The sequence below is a fragment of the Microcoleus vaginatus PCC 9802 genome, from assembly GCA_022701275.1.
Classification (GTDB): Bacteria; Cyanobacteriota; Cyanobacteriia; order Cyanobacteriales; family Microcoleaceae; genus Microcoleus; species Microcoleus vaginatus_A.
Map to the genome: position 1 here is coordinate 4,201,116 of CP031740.1, position 18,154 is coordinate 4,219,269.

12 protein-coding genes and 3 pseudogenes are annotated in these 18,154 nt (G+C 45.5%); 3 read left to right on the forward strand and 12 right to left on the reverse strand.

Annotated elements, in window-relative coordinates:
• The first annotated feature begins 360 nt into the window (after window positions 1-360).
• A complete protein-coding gene (locus D0A34_17085; protein UNU20359.1) occupies window positions 361-1,395 on the forward strand; it encodes a tetratricopeptide repeat protein in 1,035 nt (344 codons plus the stop codon).
• Here the strand turns inward: D0A34_17085 and D0A34_17090 are convergent.
• Window positions 1,384-2,528: pseudogene (locus D0A34_17090) on the reverse strand (IS4 family transposase). The gene D0A34_17085 and the pseudogene D0A34_17090 sit on opposite strands and share 12 nt — an antisense overlap.
• Before the next feature lie 56 nt (window positions 2,529-2,584).
• Between D0A34_17090 and D0A34_17095 the strand changes: the two are divergent.
• Window positions 2,585-5,101 (forward strand): CHAT domain-containing protein, encoded by a 2,517-nt coding sequence (locus tag D0A34_17095; protein UNU20360.1) that lies wholly within the window; start codon window positions 2,585-2,587, stop codon window positions 5,099-5,101.
• A gap of 212 nt (window positions 5,102-5,313) precedes the next feature.
• Here D0A34_17095 and xseB read toward each other — a convergent pair whose 3' ends face one another.
• Window positions 5,314-5,541, reverse strand: coding sequence for an exodeoxyribonuclease VII small subunit (xseB, locus tag D0A34_17100; protein ID UNU20361.1), 228 nt, complete (start codon window positions 5,539-5,541; stop codon window positions 5,314-5,316).
• Window positions 5,538-6,707 carry an exodeoxyribonuclease VII large subunit gene (gene xseA, locus D0A34_17105; protein UNU20362.1) on the reverse strand — a complete coding sequence of 390 codons (1,170 nt, stop codon included), beginning with the start codon at window positions 6,705-6,707 and terminating at the stop codon, window positions 5,538-5,540. Before xseA ends, xseB begins: the two co-directional genes overlap by 4 nt.
• 251 nt (window positions 6,708-6,958) lie before the next feature.
• Between xseA and D0A34_17110 the strand changes: the two genes are divergently transcribed.
• Window positions 6,959-7,678 (forward strand): hypothetical protein, encoded by a 720-nt coding sequence (locus tag D0A34_17110; GenBank protein UNU20363.1) that lies wholly within the window; start codon window positions 6,959-6,961, stop codon window positions 7,676-7,678.
• Here the strand turns inward: D0A34_17110 and D0A34_17115 are convergent.
• From D0A34_17115 to D0A34_17155, 9 genes and pseudogenes are all read right to left on the reverse strand, one after another.
• Window positions 7,675-8,244 (reverse strand): guanylate kinase, encoded by a 570-nt coding sequence (locus tag D0A34_17115; GenBank protein ID UNU20364.1) that lies wholly within the window; start codon window positions 8,242-8,244, stop codon window positions 7,675-7,677. The two genes, D0A34_17110 and D0A34_17115, sit on opposite strands and share 4 nt — an antisense overlap.
• 78 nt (window positions 8,245-8,322) lie before the next feature.
• Window positions 8,323-8,589 carry a DUF370 domain-containing protein gene (locus tag D0A34_17120; GenBank protein ID UNU20365.1) on the reverse strand — a complete coding sequence of 89 codons (267 nt, stop codon included), beginning with the start codon at window positions 8,587-8,589 and terminating at the stop codon, window positions 8,323-8,325.
• An 829-nt stretch (window positions 8,590-9,418) separates the two neighbouring features.
• Window positions 9,419-11,521: a M3 family peptidase gene (locus D0A34_17125; GenBank protein UNU20366.1), complete on the reverse strand. Its 2,103-nt coding sequence runs from the start codon at window positions 11,519-11,521 to the stop codon at window positions 9,419-9,421.
• Window positions 11,522-11,687: 166 nt separating this feature from the next.
• The gene (locus D0A34_17130; protein ID UNU20367.1) at window positions 11,688-12,569 is read right to left on the reverse strand and encodes a hypothetical protein; all 882 of its coding nucleotides are present in this window, start codon (window positions 12,567-12,569) and stop codon (window positions 11,688-11,690) included.
• A 660-nt stretch (window positions 12,570-13,229) separates the two neighbouring features.
• Window positions 13,230-13,433: pseudogene (locus tag D0A34_17135) on the reverse strand (ATPase).
• 62 nt (window positions 13,434-13,495) lie between these two features.
• Window positions 13,496-13,760 (reverse strand): annotated as a pseudogene (locus D0A34_17140) (IS1 family transposase).
• Window positions 13,761-13,798: 38 nt separating this feature from the next.
• Complete coding sequence (locus D0A34_17145; protein UNU20368.1) at window positions 13,799-14,092, reverse strand: TIGR03792 family protein; 294 nt, start codon at window positions 14,090-14,092, stop codon at window positions 13,799-13,801.
• Between the two features lie 26 nt (window positions 14,093-14,118).
• Window positions 14,119-16,329: a PAS domain-containing sensor histidine kinase gene (locus D0A34_17150; GenBank protein ID UNU20369.1), complete on the reverse strand. Its 2,211-nt coding sequence runs from the start codon at window positions 16,327-16,329 to the stop codon at window positions 14,119-14,121.
• A 581-nt stretch (window positions 16,330-16,910) separates the two neighbouring features.
• Window positions 16,911-18,119, reverse strand: coding sequence for an AAA family ATPase (locus tag D0A34_17155; GenBank protein ID UNU20370.1), 1,209 nt, complete (start codon window positions 18,117-18,119; stop codon window positions 16,911-16,913).
• Between the last annotated feature and the right edge of the window lie 35 nt (window positions 18,120-18,154).

Sequence of the window (18,154 nt, forward strand, 5' to 3'; positions counted from 1 at the left end):
TAACCATATCTGATAAAAATCAACAATCTAAAAAACCCGCCCCATCCCCGCCATCTCTACGAAAAAACAATTAAAATATTGCGTTTTTGGTTTTTTTGCATGGGGTGGGGGCGGGTTTTTGAAATTGTTTGTTTTTGGCGCTGATGGTTGGTGAACCCGCGTCTACAAAATGGGAAGGATGTACATGAGATTTCTCGTTGGGTGGGGGCGGGTTTTTGAGTTTGTTTGTTTTTGGCGCTGATGGTTGGTGAACCCGCCGCTACAACATTCCCAAGACAAATATCTAGAATTTTTCAGGAATCTGCATAATTCTCCCCCAAATTGCCGATCGATATATATACAGAATAAAGGGAAACTCTAATGGACGAACAACGCATCGTCGCCTATCTGGAACTGATTCAAGCCGTGCTTGAGTGCCCTAGCGGTACAGTAAATGATATTATTAACGCCAATCGAGACTTAGTTGATGCCAATTTTGTGCAAGTCATGGCAGCGGAAGCGGAGAAGATGGCAGCAGAGGGCAACCCCAAGGCAGCTTGGTTGCAAAATCTAGCGGCACAATTGGCTAACTTTATTGCCCGTGCAAATTCTCATACAGATTATTTAAAATTCTTGATGGAGGTGGTGCTGGCAATGATAAAAAGTGGTGGGAATCCTCAAGTTGTCTATCCTATTTTACAACTAAATTTCGATAAATTGGATTTGCAATTTGCTCAAATATTACAAGCTTGGACTACATCAAAATTCACAGAAGTTGCCTCAGAACAAGCTGCATCCATCGCAGCAGTTATTGGCAAGTTTGGCTACTTAATTAATAAGTTTCCCATGGGGCGGCGGGCCTGGAATTTAGAAATAGGTATTGCTTGTTATAGCGCAGCATCAGAAGTCTATACCCGCGAGGATTATCCCGAACGATGGGCAACGGTTCAAAATAATTTGGCCCTTACCTATAGTGAGAGAATAAAAGGAGTCAGGGCAGAAAATATTGAAGGGGCGATCGCCTGTTATCGGGAAGCATTAAAAGTCCATACCCGCGAGGATTATCCCGAACAATGGGCAGGGGTTCAAAACAATTTGGGGATGGCTTATAGTGAGAGAATAGAAGGAGTCAGGGCAGAGAATATTAAAGAGGCGATCGCCTGTTATCTGCTAGCTTTAGATGTCTATACCCGCGAGGCTTATCCCGAAAAGTGGGCAATGACTCAAAACAATTTGGGGAATGCCTATAGTGACAGAATAGAAGGAGTCAGGGCAAAGAATATAGAAGAGGCGATCGCCTGTTATCGGGAAGCATCAGAAGTCTATACCCGCGAGGATTATCCCGAACAATGGGCATTGACTCAAAACAATTTGGGTACTGCCTTTGACGGGGTGACAACCCCGTCAAAACATTGATAAAATAAAGGACATAGCCCTTAGACCCCTCTGAAAAAACGGTAGTTTATTGCGCCTAATTCTCATTAATTCAGTAATAATATCTTGACAACATTCCCTGCCAATTACCCAAGATTGACCGTACAATCCTATCCAAAAACTACTATGACGACGTATCGAGCGCCCGCACTCTGTTACCCGACCTACATATTTTTGCACTCCCATTTTCTTGATTTTTTGACCTTGTATTATCGCACAACTGTAGGCGAGCGCTCTCAATAATATTAAACTGCTTAATCGTTGGTTATTAGCGTGACTTCTCTCGCTCATTATAACCACCAGTTTTACAATCTTTAAACATCGCTTCAATCCCACTGCGACATTTGAAAGTATCGATCGATTGTTTTAAACTGCCGACATTAGTCAAAAGATACCAACGCAACATCTTCTTGTTTTCCTCGATATTTTCGTCGCCAATAACCAGCGAGATCAAAATTCCCAAAACCTTTTTGTTTGGTAAATTTTGTTTCGACTAAATAAAAGCTTGTTCCCGGCACTAAACCCCTGTCAGATAAGCGAATGTAATCAGAGTTCTCCTCCTGGATATAGCGCCCTTGTTTGACTCTAAAAATAAACTTTACTTGTCTCTCACAGAGCCACGATGCGAGCTTGACACTACCAAATTCCCGATCGCCTAACACAATCACTTCATAATCTGATAGCAACTCTAACACAGGAGTGAGTAGAGCTTTTTGTTCGTCAATATTACTACATCCTCTTTTGTCTAGCAATCGCCAGTATAAGGGGATACTTCGTTTTTCCCAAATTAGGCTAACCATAAATACATTATGCGCTCGCCACTGCGTTCTATCGATCCCAAGTTTCAAAGGTTGAGATTTGTTAAATTTAGCTTGTAAATTTTCTTTAACAAGTGGAAACCATAGGCTTTCTATGTTCAGGGAGTCTAATTTCAGAAATCTTTGTAGGCTACGCCTCCGACTCTCAAATTGAATCGGATAAGGCCTATTGAAGCCAATAATTCAATACTACGCAAGTTTATGGCTCTGCAACAGATATACCAGAGCTTTGAGCGTATGGTACTCTGTCGGTTTGAGTTGTTTTTCTAGATGGTTTTGGTAAAATTGAGGAAACATAATTATGTAGATGGGGACGCTTAAACAACGGAGACCCCATCTTTTTTTAGCTCAAGTTGGCCAAATCCGCCACCGGTGTTGCTTTTGACGGGGTTGTCACCCCGTCAGGTACTGCCTATGGTGACAGAGAAGGAGTCAGGGCAAAGAATATAGAAGATGCGATCGCCTGTTATCGGGAAGCATTAAAAGTCCGTACCCCCGAGAATTATCCCGAAGATTGGGCAGGGACTCAAAACAATTTGGGGAATGCCTATAGTGACAGAATAGAAGGAGTCAGGGCGGCGAATATAGAAGAGGCGATCGCTTGTTATCGGGAAGCATTAAAAGTCTATACCCGCGAGGCTTATCCCGAAAAATGGGCATTAACTCAAAACAATTTGGGGACTGCCTATAGTGAGAGAATAGAAGGAGTCAGGGCGGCGAATATAGAAGAGGCGATCGCTTGTTGTCGCTTAGCATTAAAAGTCGCTACCCGCGAAAATTATCCCGAATATTGGGCAATGACTCAAAACAATTTGGGTCTTACCTATAGTGAGAGAATAGAAGGAGTCAGGGCGGCGAATATAGAAGAGGCGATCGCCTGTTTTCGCTTAGTATTAGAAATTCGCACTCCTACTGCTTTCCCTTTAGACTGCTTGCAATCAGGTAGAAACCTCGGCAATACCGCTTTCACTGCTGGTTTTTGGGACATCGCGCTTGAAGGCTTCGAGAAAGCAATTCAAGCGGTAGAAAAAACCAGAAGTTGGGCAATTTCCGACGATATCCGCCAGCAGATTTTAGCAGGATCGATCGATGTTTACGAAAAGGCAATTCAAGCTTGCGTCAACAACAACGAACTGGAAAAAGCCATAGAATATTGCGACCGAACCCGGGCTCAGCGTTTAGTCGATTTAATGCACAGCAATGATTTGTATGCTAGCGGCCAAATTCCGCCCGCAGTGCAAAAGTATTTGCAGGAATTTGAGGCGAAGCAGCGGGAAATTGACGCAGAAGTTGAACAACTCCGCAAACCTTCTGAAGGCAATAAAGAATTAGCAGGTGTGGGGAGTCAGTCGCGCAGTCGGGCGGATACTTCTGCTTACACGGAGAAGATTCAAGAATTGGAAAGGGAAAAACAGCAAATCTGGGAAAATATTCGCAGTTTAGATCCTGTTTTAGCTGGACAAGTTCAAGTCGATCCGATGCAGTTTGCGGCGATGCAACAATTGATTGACAATTCAAAGACGGCGATTCTCTGTTTTTACACGACGGATGATGACACTCATGTTTTTGTGATTTACAAGGATAAAGCGCCGCAGATTCATACTTGTCAGGGAGAGGGTTGGGGAAGTTTCCAGAAGTGGATTCGCGAGAGTTGGTTGTTGCCTTATTTGCAGGATAAGAAAGCTTGGCAACAGGGGATGGGTGAGTTTTTGTCTCAGTTGTCGCAGCGGTTGAAAGTTGATGAGTTGATTGGTAATTGTTTGGATGGAATTGAGGAATTGATTGTGATTCCGCATCTGTTTTTGCATCATATTCCGCTGGCGGCATTGCCGATAGAACCCCCCCAACCCCCCCTTGCTAAGGGGGGGCTTAAGAATCTCGATTCTGGGCTTGCTAAGGAACAAGAATCTCTTCTTTCTCCCCCCCTTAGCAAAGGGGGGCCGGGGGGGGTGCTTAGCAATTATTTCCTGATTCGTTACGTTCCCAGTTGCAGAATTTTGGAGTATTGCAGTAAAGACGAAACCATCGAATCGCCCACATACGGAATTGTGGAAAATGCCACTGATGATTTGTACTTCACTCCTTTTGAGTGCGAACAAATTGCCGAAATTGTGACCAAACCTGAGCGGTTAAAAGGAAGTCAAGAAGCAACAGTCGCAGCCTATCGAAACCTCGCCCAAAATGTGAATGTAATCCACTCCAGTCACCACGCTGTCTCGCGTTTGGACAATCCTTTAGAATCGCGATTGTTTTTAGGAGACGGGAGTATCACGTTAGGGGAATTGATGACACCGGGTTGGCGCTTGCCGCAGTTATCTGATGTGTTTATGTCCTGCTGCGAAACTAATTTAGGAGGGACGGAAATTACCGATAATCTTCTTAGTTTGGGAACGGGGTTTTTGTGTGCGGGGACGCGGAGTGTGGTCAGCACTTTGTGGGCGGTGGATGATTTTGCTACTTCGCTGTTTTCGATTTTTTACTATCAGTATCGTCGGGAAGGTTTGAGTCGTCCAGAGGCTTTGCGACGGGCACAGGTGAGGTTGCGGACAATTTCGGGTGCGGAGTTGCAGCGGCTTTATAAACCGCAAATCGATCCGTTGCTTCAGACAATTATTGGGAAGTTAGAGGAAGAACTGGCTGCGGTTAAAAAGGAAAAGGAGGAGTTAAAATTGCGGCAGAAACCATACAAGAGGGGGACGGATGAGTTTAAGGAGTTGGATAAGAAGTTGAAGGAAATAGCGAAGCAGGAAAATCAGATTCAGGAACGGAAGAAAGGATATGAAAGTTTGGCAAAAAATCTTTACACTAGGTCAAATCCTTTTGATGATTTGATTTATTGGTCGGGGTTTATTTGTCAGGGTTTGCATTGATTTATGGTGTTTGATGGTGTTAACAAACACGTCTGACACACATTCCGGCGGGGATTGAAATCCCCGCCTCATAGCGCAAGTCCTCTAAAGAGGACTAATGAATTTAACAGTCCTCTTCAGAGGACTTTCGCTATGAGACAGGGAATTAATTCCCTGTCGGACTTTCGGTTTCACCTGCTATTTCACCTACATTAATCCGAGTTTATCTCCGCTTAAAAATCGGGTTCCGCAGCTAAAAGCTCGATCGACAAATCCATCTGTTCCTTCCCTCGCGCCAAAAAGCTTTCGCACTCCAGCCAACACTCCACAGCCACCCCAAACTGCTCGAAAACCTCTTCTAGAGGCAAATCTCCTGATTCCACCCGATCGATAATCGCTTCAATTCGATCGACCGTTTCCTCATAATTCCAGTCAGACTGGCGCAACTGCGAATCAATCATAACTTTTCTTCTGCATCCAATACTTCTACAATCTTAACTTTCAGCACGCCCCGACTCAACCTCACAGTCAATTCCTCTCCCCATTCCAAACCGTCAGTTGTGCGGACGATCGTACCGTCACTTTGGATTACCGCCGCATAACCCCTTTGCAATACTGCTGCCGGATTCAGTGCGGATAACTTTTCTTGCAATACTTCCAGTTTACCAGTTGCTTGCCGCAAAGTTCGAGATGTCGCAGGCAAGCGTTTTAATCGATTTTGTAACAGTTGCAAATGCTCTTCTTCTGTCTGAAATCTTGCCCGCACAGCACTTGCTAAATTGACCATTCGCTGCTTGTGTTCAAAATAAAGATCTGCTAAAATTGGTACAGCTTGAGCCGCCGCCGCAGTGGGAGTGTGGGCTCGTTTATCTGCTACTAAATCGGCGAGAGATTCGTCTCTTTCGTGCCCAATACCAGTGATAATTGGAATCGCACAATTGGCGATCGCCCTGACAACTCTCTCATCATTAAAACAAGCCAAATCTTCCGCAGAACCGCCGCCGCGCCCTAAAATAATCACATCCGCCCTACCGTCCAATTCTACCCGGGCGATCGCCCTAGCAATGGCAGCAGCAGCCAATTCTCCCTGCACTCCTGTCGGCGACAGCAACACCCGCAAACCTGGATATCTTTGGGCTAGAGTGCGCTGAATGTCTCCCCAAGCAGCCCCAGTATCTGATGTCACCACGGCCACAATTTGCGGGTGTGCGGGAATCGGGCGCTTTCGGGCGGGATCGAAGAAACCCTCAGCATCCAAGCGCGATCGCAATTGCTGCAACCGCAAAGCCTGCAATCCTTCCCCAGCCGGTAGCGATTGCACAACAGTCAACTGGTACTCGCCGCGATTTTTGTAAACCCGGATGCTTCCCAAAACCAGCAACTGTTCTCCTTTTGCGGGTATTTGCACCAATTTTTGCCGCTGAGAATTCCACACCACGCAGCGAATAGCAGCGCTTTTGTCGGTGTCGCACAGAGTGAAAAAGCAGCCGCTGGGGTGGTGCGAAACGTTCGACACCTCGCCTGTCAGCCAAACTGATTGCAGGTTGCGATCGCCCTCCAACAAGTCTTGCAGGTATGATGTTAGTCCGGCCACAGATAAAGCTGTATCGGGAAGAATTGAAGTCATCCAATTTTAGATTTTAGATTTTAGATTTTAGATTTAGGCTACTATCAATGCTTCGGACAGTGTGTGATTGCCAAGGGTAAAATAAGGGTTTCAGGGCGATTGCAGAATCGACTTGCTAACGGAAAATCAAGGGTTGCCGACTAGGATATCAAAATAGTCCGGACTATTGTAGTATATCTAAGGTAATTTATTTGTAGGCTGAGCGGGCGATCGTAAATTTAACTGCAAACAAACTAATGATATCAGATACAATGACTTCGATGAATGTGCTGCGCCAAGAGGCTGCGGCGATCGGCATTACTGAGGAAGAAGCCAGAAAATATGGCGACCTCCGACATAAAAGAACTTGGTCTTTGGCGATCGAACATCACCTCTCAATGCAAGATTTTGCCGATCGCATAGAACAATCCTTCACAACTTCCGAACCCGATTCCTCCAGCGCACTCAACCACTCTCAGACTGCGGAGTCGAAAGACTATGGTATTCAGCTAACTGCGAACCTAGGCGAATCTAGAGTAACCAGGGAGAACCAAACAGCCTTTGTTGCTTCGCCACAACAGCAAGCCGTAGCAATCGGGCGATCGCACGGTAATTCCGACCCCCGCAGTAACCAAAACCGAGGTTTTAAACAAGTAGTTCAAAATCATATTAAAGCATTAACAATTGCATCCGCCTCGCGCACAAATCTGCCCCATTCACAACTGGGCAATTGGGTTTGTCCTGAGTGTGGGCCGGAGGGCGAATTGGGCTGTCACCTTTGCGCCGGAGAAGGCAATGTAGGGGATATTGCAGCTATTGGGTGGACGCTAGCTTATATGGAAATGTTGGGCTGTTCTCCTCGCGAAATTGAACCGTTGAGAAAAATTTCGCCTTCATTGAATATTCTGGAATTGAATTTAAAAGTTTGTGTTGCTATCAAACAAAGTAGCGAAGTTTTAGCCAGGACGGAGAAATGGGTAATTAGTCATTAGTTACCTGAAAGCTCACCCAAATTAAGTATTGATTCTAGCTTTTTCAAAGCAACTTCCAAATCATCATTAACAACTTGGAAATCGAATTCCCCCGCCGCTTCAATTTCCTCTTTAGCCCGCAGCAACCGACGGGCGATCGCAGTTTCGGAATCTTGACCCCGACTCCGCAGGCGCCGTTCCAATTCTTCCCAAGAAGGAGGTAAAATAAAAATTCGCAGCGCCTCGGTAAAATTATTCCTAATTTGCCTAGCCCCTTCCAACTCAATTTCGAGGATTACCCATTTTCCCTCACCAATTCCTTGCTTGAGACCAAAATAAGGAGTACCGTAAAAATTACCGGCAAACTCAGCCCATTCCGCCAACTCTCCAGCCTCAACCATTTGTTCAAAGCGGCTGCGGCTGACAAAATAGTAGTGCTGTCCCTCAATTTCTCCCTCACGGGGCGATCGAGTTGTCACCGATACCGAAAGATACAATTCGGGATGGCGATTGAGGAGCGATCGTACTAGGGTGCCTTTCCCCACACCGCTAGGCCCCGTCAAAACAATTAATTTACCGGATTTCATTTTTAGAATAGAAACGTGTAACAATTCAAGTTTCCGCTTACTCTAAACTGTAAGCGCTCAAATTGCAACTGACAAACCTCAATCATCCCGACCTTGACCGTCTTTGCTGATCACAAAACGATTAGCAACCGTTTCCGGCTGAATCGCCGAGAGGATGACGTGACTCGAATCTGTAATAATTACCGCTCTCGTGCGGCGGCCGTAAGTTGCGTCAACAAGTTGTCCCCGCTCCCGCGCATCAGTAATAATCCGCTTAATTGGCGCTGACTCGGGACTGACAATGGCAATCACTCGATTAGCAGACACAATGTTACCAAAACCGATATTAATTAATTGAATATCCATGAAAATTTTAATCTGTAGGTGAACGATTGACTATCAATCCTTACTTTTTATCATATAATATACAAAGATTTTTTCTGAGAATCCTCCAATTAATCCCAACTAAGTTTTTTAGTTTCTACCTAAATTTTTTACCATTTTGACGCCGAGTACCCCGTTCTTTATCAAAAATTTAAAAAAGACTCGCTGTTGCCACTCTATCTTAAAGATTCCGTAAAAGCATCTATTTTTAGTTGCAAATAAAAGCATTAGCTGTATCGATAAAACAACCCGTAAATGTTGCGAAATATAAAGTTAATTTCCGGGAGAGGGAAAGTTAAGTATAATTAGTGTTAAATGACAAAAAATATTCGCCAATGCTGCTTGGATGAGCCTTCAACCTAAACTAAAAGCTGCTGGTGATCGCACTTTTTGCCCGATTTTTTACCAAAAGATTGGGGATGATGTGCCAAACTACAGATGTTTATTGCATGATGTTCTACACTAAAATGGGTTTGTAGTGATAATTTTAGTCCTATTAATATTAATACAAAAAAGTCTGGCTCCAATTATCAATTTTATAACAATAAAACTTACGCAAAAAGTTGTTTTACGCATAAATTATAGCGTATTCCCGCTTTATGAAGTTTAGGGACACGGCATTGCCGTGTCCCTACGGGGAACGAACGATCTGTTGTGTACTTCATAACCCTGGAATCTGCTGGGTAGGGGTAAGACTTCATCCACACCGCACCCTACACATACAGGATATGTATAAATCTTATTCAACAAAAAACAGGGATTAATGCAGATAAATTCACCCGCATTAATCCCCAGTAATTCCACACTTAAATTAAGCCGCAACTAAACCGCTGTGTCTCAACAAAGCTTTAGTGCTCGGTTCGCGTCCCCGGAAAGTTTTAAACACTTCCATCGGGTGCAAACTGCCGCCCAATCCTAACACTGTATCTCGGAAGCGCTTGCCTGTAGATGCGATCGCACTTTCATCTTCCAAACCCGCTTCCTCAAACGCCGCAAAAGCATCAGCGCTGAGCACTTCCGCCCATTTATAACTGTAATACCCCGCCGCATAGCCGCCCGCAAAAATGTGTCCGAAAGCGCACAAAAATGCGTCTTCTTCCAGAGGAGGCAAAACAGTCGTAGTTTTAGCGATGCGGTTGCGGACATCGGCCACAGTTTCGCTGCCGCCCGATCGATAGCGGTGGTGCAATTCGATGTCAACGCTGCTAAAATGTACTTGCCTGAGCATGACGGTGCCGCTCATGTAGTGGCGCGCTGCTAGCAGTTTTTGGTAATAGTGTTCCGGCAAAGTTTCCCCGGTTTCGTAATGCTTTGCCATCCCGAACAAAGTCGCGCGGTCGTAACACCAATTTTCCATAAATTGACTGGGCAATTCCACCGCATCCCACTCAACATTATTGATGCCCGAAGCCCCCGGATAGTCTACCGTTGTCAGCATATGCTGCAAACCGTGACCGAATTCGTGAAACAAAGTTTCGACTTCCCCAAAAGTCATTAAACTCGGTTTGCCGTCCACAGGAGGACTTTGGTTGCACACCAAATAAGCCACCGGCAACCGCGTGGTTGTCTTGGACGCTTCCACAAATTTAGCGCGCACCACGCACTCGTCCATCCAAGCACCGCCGCGCTTTTCCTCGGGGCGGCTGTAGGGGTCTAAATAGAAATTGGCGATCGCATTTCCTGCTTCATCATCTATTTGGAAATAGCGCACATCTTTGTGCCAGACAGGAGTTTGACCGTCTGCCGCAGTTACTGTCACGCCGAACAGCCGCTTTACTAATCCAAATAACCCCTCTAATACCTGCGGCAAAGCAAAGTAAGGGCGCAATTCTTCGGCACTAAAAGCAAACTTTTCTTCCCGCCGCCGTTCCGACCAAAAACCTACATCCCAGTGCTTCAAATCCCCAGCTTCCGGCGCGCCTTTTTCGGCAGCAAAAGCTTTCAAATCTTCTAAATCTTTGACAGCAGCACTGTAACTAGCTAAGCGCAATTCTTCTAACAAAGCTTCCACTGCTGCAACGTCGGGAGCCATTTTGCTCGCCAAGCTCAATTCGGCATAACTGCTAAACCCGAGCAAAGCAGCTTTTTCCTGGCGCAAAGCTAAAATGCGATCGGTCAACGGCCAGTTATTCAATTCTCCGCTACTTGCTCTGCCTATAAAAGCTTTGTACAACTTTTCGCGCAAGTCGCGGCGCGTGCTGTGCTGCATGAAAGGGCCGTAACTGGGAAAGTCTAAAGTAATCCGCCAAGGGCCGTTTTCGGCATCCGCATTTTCTTCGCCGGCGCTGCGAGTGGCTTGAGCTGCTAAACTCAACAAACTCGGCGGCAAACCGTCAATTTCGTCTTTGTTTGTGAGGGTGAGGCTGAATGCTTTGGTAGCGTCGAGGACGTGATTGGAAAATTGGGTAGTAATTTCGGCCAATTCTAATTGAATGGCATTAAAACGCTCTTTTTGCTCGCCTTCTAAACCGACGCCGGAGAGTTGGGCGTCTCGGAGAGCGGCTTCGACAATTCGCTGTTGAGCTGACTCTAAGCTGTCCCAATTTTCACTAGCCCGCAGCGCTTTAAAAGCTTCGTAAAGCGGTTTGCTTTGACTGAGCTTGCTCCAGAATTTTACTACTTCCGGCTGCACTGTTTCCTGAGCCGATCGCAGTTCCGGGCTATTTTTCACACCCATCAAATGTCCGACAATGCTCCAGCTCCAATTTAAACGCTCTCCGAGCCGCTGCAAGGGTTCTACTAAGCCGCTCCAAGTCGGCTCGACAGACGATTCTAAGGCAGCTAGCGAGGCTTCTAGTTCGGTCAGCAGTTGGGTGAGGGCGGGGACGACGTGTTGTGGTTCGATCGCGTCAAATGGAGGCAATCCTTGACCGATTAGTAACGGGTTATCAGCAATAGTTACGGTTGCAGTCATTTAATTTTCTTGTAACAGGTTGAAAACAGGTGAACTAGACAGATTAGCTTTTCATTTTGTAACACAATTGCCTTTAAAAGTTCGACTCGATCGGGCGAGAGTCTGAGAGTATGTGAGTGTCTGAGTGGAAAAATCTTCCTTCTGACTGATGACTAACAACTAATGACTAATGACTACTCTCTTGTGTGTGCTGCAACTCCCTGACAACCGAGATTAAGCGCTTGAGGTGAGGTTTGACAACTTCTTGCTGCTCGTGTTCCAAACGGTGGATTTGAGCTTGGACGATCGACAAATCCGGAGTCGATTGGTGCGCGGGAGCTTGCAGTTGGCTTTGCAAATTGGCCATGACTTTCTGGATTTCCAAAAATCGAGTATTTACTACTTCCCAGTCGTCTCGGCTGATAGAAGTTTCTGTCAAGCCTTGGGTCGCGCTTTGCAGTTGCTCTATAGCCTGTTCCACAGCTTGGAGATTCGCCCGTTGGCTCACCGATAAATCTTGCAGTTGTGCGTTCACCTGCTGGCGGACATCGAGCACAGCAGACGCCACGATTTCTTGCAAAGAAGCTACCGACTCTCCTAAACTCAGCAACTGCCGCTGGATATCGATCGACTCCTCAAAGCCCTCAGCCCTAGGCATTGTCGCCATTTGCTGGCGCAGCGCTGCAATATCTGCAGACAACTGCCTGCGTAATTTAACAATTACCGTCACCGCCGTTTTTTCGACTTTATTGACAGACTTTTGGACTTGGGCCATTTCCGAATTTTGATGCAGGCGCACTTGCTGCTCGAAGCGATACCGGTTAGCAACATTCAGCGACAAAGCCAAAGTTAGGGGAGCCACCCCGTAAAAAGCTTGGCCCGACACTGCCACCGCCAGGGAACCCACACCAGAGGCCGCCAGAGAGGCGTACTCTGCCAGCTCCAGCCAGTGCCTTTGAGGAAAACTTGGTCTCAAGTGGTTTGCAACAGAGGGTTTTGGCTTCCGCACGGCTCTTTGGGTCATAGTATTTGCTCGTTGTTGGTAAGGTTGCGAGACTGGGTGGAGCATCGATTTCTATCCTTATTTTCAGTTATATGTTTTAGATTATTTCTTGGCACTCTTCTATTTTTACCTTTGTGAGTAAGTTAAGGATGACTGCCATATTATTATGTATTTGGGAGTCTGTGACGATCGCGCCCAATTCAGGCTGTTAAAAGGTTCGCCCCAACGCGCCCTCTATTTTACAGGAGTTAGCGCCATCGGGTTCGGGCGATCGACAATAGCTGTCCAGGTTAACCGAAAAATGCCTAAGACTATTTTAGATTTTAGATTTTAGATTAAAAGTTAAAAAAAGGCGACCTACTGAGGACGATCGTCGTTTGGAGCTTGTCGGGAGTTGCCTTTCTGTTCGCGCATTGGTATAATTTACTATTTCTCAATGACCCGGAGCAAATTTACTGTAAAAATTGACCAATGAACTCAGAAAAACCCGGAATTGGCGATCGGCTAAAGTCTATTTTCAGTATCGCCATCTTTATCCTTCTCGTACTCGCAGTAGGCTTTTTAAGCATTAATTTTATTTCAGCTCTCTATGCAAAACTTTCTTAAAATTAGGACTTACGCATGGGGTTCAGAAACCGTTTTTTTTACAAAAATACTTCGTCGCAGCCTGCTGACTCGGTAAAAAACCCGGTTTCTTTGGTATTTATGCGTCCAGGACTAATTTGGTTATAACCCGTTGATATATTGCTTCAGTACAGGTGGCAAAGTGTAAAGACTTTCCTGTTTTTCGATTAAGCAGCGCCGCGATAGAGATTGCAAGGCGTTTAGCAAATCTGATGATGATATTTGTCCGTTTTGTAGCAATTTGGCAAGCTTTACTGGATGGTTTTCTGTCGCCAACAATGACATAACTTGTTTTTATAGTTCGGAAGTGGGTAGTCCTGCATAGTCATGAAAAAATAAGGATTTCACTCTATAGATAAACAGGCATTCTACTCATGGACAAAATACCAGATTCCTCCAATATGATTGGAGAGTTTTTTAGAAAAGGAAAGAGTTTTTCTGACGAGACGAGATATTCTTTGTCTCATCGTATTGTTAAATCTTTCTCTATAGGAAGTTTTGCCACTTTTCTTGACTACTTATTGCTGTCTCTTTTTTGGAAAAACTCTCTGATAAGCACTCCAAAAGTCGGTAAAAAAACAAGCACATTGACTCTGGAACTGCCGGTAGAGAATCCCACCATCCTTGAGATCCTAAATGCTGACTAATGACTGATGACTGATGACTGATGACTAATGCAAAAACTTGCGAACTTGATATTCGCGACTTTCGGCGATCGCAATTTGCAAATCGCCCATTTTGGCATCCAACTCGTCGATTGTGCTTTGTGGCACCGCCTTCCACTTCTCCCTAGTTTCCCAGCGAATCAACATCACCACCTCATTTTCCACCGGATCTACCCAAATTTCTTTGCCTAAAAAACCGTCCCAACTTTTTAGTCCCGTCGTCCAAACTTCCTGATCTCGCTGAATAAACTGCTCCCACTTTTCTTGAGGTACTTTAAATTTAAGCCACTCAATAACCATATTATTTCCTATCCGTAAACAGCTAATTAATCGTTGCCGATGGCAATTCTAATTATCAACTCTGTTCCCTCTCCCGGACGCGAAACACAGTGCAACTTACCGCCGTGCTTTTCTACTACTAAATGCTGGGATATTGCTAGACCCAAACCAGTGCTCGTGTCTGGACATTTAGTGGTAAACAAAGGGTCAAAGATGCAGTCGAGGACTTCTTCAGTCATGCCAGGGCCGTTGTCACTAATGGCGATCGCAACTTCGTTTTCCCCTACCACGGAGGTCCGAATCCGAATTTCGGGAGTGAATATTTCAGAGCTCGACCTGGCTGAAGACAAGTAAGACTGATTTTGATTTTTACCATACTTTGCGTGATGTCTCCCCCCTTCTTCCAAAGCGTCGATCGCATTTGTCAACAAGTGCATGAACACTTGGTTTAAGTGTCCCGCATAGCAGTGAACTTGCGGCAAATCTCCGTACTCTTTAACTAGAGAAATCCCCGGCCGTCCCCCTTTAGCTTGCAGGCGATTTTGCAAGATCAGCAAAGTGCTGTCCAAACCTTCATGGATATCAGCAGGCTTCATTTGGGCTTCGTCGGTACGCGAGAACAAGCGGAGCGATCGCACGACATCGCGAATCCTTTCCGAACCGACTTTCATTGAATTTAGCAGTTTTGGCAAGTCTTTTTTGATGAAGTCTAAGTCTAATTCTTCCATCAAATCTTGAATTTCCCGCACGGGACGGGGATAATACTTTTGGTAAAGGTCGATCGCTCGCAGCAGTTCTTGAATGTAGCCGGTGGCGTGGCTGACATTGCCGGAGATAAAACTAACTGGATTATTAATTTCGTGCGCTATTCCTGCTACCAACTGCCCCAGGGATGACATCTTTTCTGTTTGAACCAGTTGAGTTTGAGCTCGCTGCAAAATTAACAGCGTTTGCTCTAATTTAGCCGCTTGTTGTCGCAAGCGTTCTTCGGATTCTTGCAAAGCTAAAAGAGACTGTTTGCTTTCTGTAATATCCAATCCGACAAATACCGCCGCCGTACTGTTATGGTATTTTTGAGCGACAATGAGATAAGTTTTATTTTCTCCTCTGATGCTCGCTGTTACTTCTTGAGATGTCTTCTTTTTATGGTTTGCAAAGAAATCGTATACTAAATCGTTAAATTTGGGACTTGTATCTAAAAAACCTACTTTTTGACCGATAAATAGTTCGGCAGGCATTTTGTAAGCGCTAGCTAAATGTCGGTTTACTCCCAAGTAGCGCAAATCGGAACTTACCCAAGAAACTAATCCCGGCACGGCGTCCAAAACGGCTTGAAGTTGCTCTTTCGCCTCTAAAAGCGCTGATTCTGCTACTTGGCGAGCCGAAATGTCGCGGGCGATCGCGCAGCGGTATTCGCAACCGCCGTATTCTAAATAATTGACTTTAACTTCAACGGGAAAACTGGGGCCGTCTTTGGTTTTGTAACTGGTTTCAAAAGTGAGGTTGGTTTGCTGCTTCAGTTGAGCCCAGTGTTCTCGCCAATCCGATGCTGACAACTGCGAATCGATGTCGCTAACCCTCATGTTTAGCAGTTCCGATTCCGAGTACCCGAAAAGATGGCAAGCAGCTTTGTTCGCGTAGCAAATTTGACCGTCGGAGGTAGTAAAAAAGATTGTATCAGCAGCATTTTCGAGGGCAATTTGAGTTAGTTGTGGTATAGTTTCTAACTGCGTGATTTTGACCTCGGACTGAAATTTATTAAAGCAATTAGTTTGAGCGGGAGCCTCAGCTATCTTAGATGCAAACAAAATCAAACCGCCGATCGCACCTTCGCTATTTGTCCAAGGCTGAAATACCCATTTGACCGAGGCACTCAAAGAGTCGCTTGCGATTTTTCCTGATACAGATGCGATCGCTCGCCCTGCCACAAACTCGCTGTATTCCAAAACTCCCGTCAAACAAGCCTGGGCATTTTGCTCCCAATATTCCGGGAGATTCGGGAACAGTTCCCAATGAGATCGGCCGATGGCCTCGCCGTCGCCCAACCCGCAATCTGTTTCCCAGCGACGAGAAACCGACAGATAGCGCATTTCACAATCTACCATTGCCACGGCCTCGGCGGAGCGCTCGACAAACCGCCGAAATCGGTCTTTACTCTCGGACACGGCTGCCTCTGCGGGTTGTTGGGCGATCGGGACAGTCCCGTCAACGTACCTTCCCAGTCCCTGACTTTTTTGCTGAACTGGCTTAGTGTGCACGGTTTGGGATTTCCTCCATAGCTGTCAGTTTGAAAAATTCTGTTTGAGACCAAAAATGCTGTTTTCCCCTGATGTGCTCTCTCGGTCGATATCCTTAGAGGGTCTCACCCATCATTGATATCATTTTTGATGGGGATATGTCTATAGGCATTGCTATCAAATTAAGACCAAAGCTAGTGCCCGCTTGCTGTTTGACCATTAGGCATAGATCACGCCGGCGCCCCCGAATAGTCGGAGGAGACTGGAGTGATCTCTTGCCTGCCCCGACTATGCGGGGGCGCAAGAGGGCAGCGACACTAGGCAAAAAACGAGAGAGACAAAGGGTTTTAGGCGATTGTTGACACCCTTGGTCTATAGGTACTCAAGAAAGTTTCCCCCAAACTTTGATATTCAGAAGATTTCCTGGTGATTGTTCGGTATTTTATACAAGTTCCCAAAAGAAAGCAACTGTAGGCCCGTGATCCAAACCATGAGCTTCCTCAGTCCTTCCCAATTCTTTAATTGAAAATCCCACATCGAACATGGTATGAGATCGTGTAGCGAGTGCGATCGCCAGATAGCTTGAGAATGCAAGAGAGCGCTCAAACAAATTTGTGCGTAAATTCACTGGTAAAATCCACTCTGCCTTTCCGTAACATTGCAGGATCTAATCTTTCAGTGGTGTTGCAAGTCATCAAAACTACGAGTTTTTGCTGAAATTGAATGCCGTGTTCGTCGATGACGCTTTGATACAAAGTTCCATCCAGCAAACTCAAAATGTGTTCAGTTTTGTTAGTGCGTTGGGCTTCTGCGGTCGATCGATCTTGAGCCAAATTATCAGCCTCGTTGATAATAATACAAATCCGCTCTAAATAACTCGGAGGCACAAAATTTTCCACAGCATCGTGGTCTAAGATAAAAATTACATAACCCAGGGGCACTAAAATTTCCTTTGCTACCGCTTGCGTCCAAGCAGTTTTGCCCGTTCCCGGTTCGCCACTAACCAAAACAGCCAACTGATTTTTATCGAGAATTGCCTGCTGAACTGTATCGGTAAAACTTTGAACCTCCGCAGAAAACGTGCGAATTGGGAACTGGCTGTGAACCTGTCCGACGCGGCTTTTGTACCCGCCCAGAATCACCGCTAAATTATAAGTTGCCTTGCTAACGAGCGGCGCAATATCTTGGCAAATTAGAGTGTAGCAGCGTCTTCCCCTGTCGTAGCTGTCAATTTGCAGCCAGCAGCCGAATCGGGCCCAAGAAGCATAAACAGTACCCAAAACTTCCAAGCGTTCCCAGCTAACAAACCGCTCCGGGGGATAAGAAAAATGTCGCTCCATAAAAGACTGGGTAATTGCATCCGGTTTCCCTAGCAAATCCAGAACTTTGAAAACAGTAATCTCTTGGAGCTTATTGAGAACGTAGTCGATGGGAATGCTAGCGCGGCTGACCAATTGCACCACAGGCGTTTCGGTAACTAAAACGTCTTTGTAGCGGTAATCCGGGTAAACTGGCTGCGGAGTAATGTAATCCCAAAATTCATCAATTTCGTAGCGAGTATTTTCCGAGAATACATTTAAAATATTTGCCCACCAAGTATATTGGTGTCGTCCCATTGCGTCGGCAATGTCGCTAGCTGCCCCTAAAGTTTTTTGAGCTAGTTCTAAGGGATCGCTAGACGCTAAATGTACCACGTGTTCCCAATCAAATTGACGGTAAAAAGGTCGCCAACCAGAGCCTAGCAGACCTCTATTTGGAGAATTGTTTTGATGAAAATTGTTTTCGCGATCACCCATGTCTTCCGCACTCATTTTGCAAAACTCCTACTTACTCTTATTTTACAGTT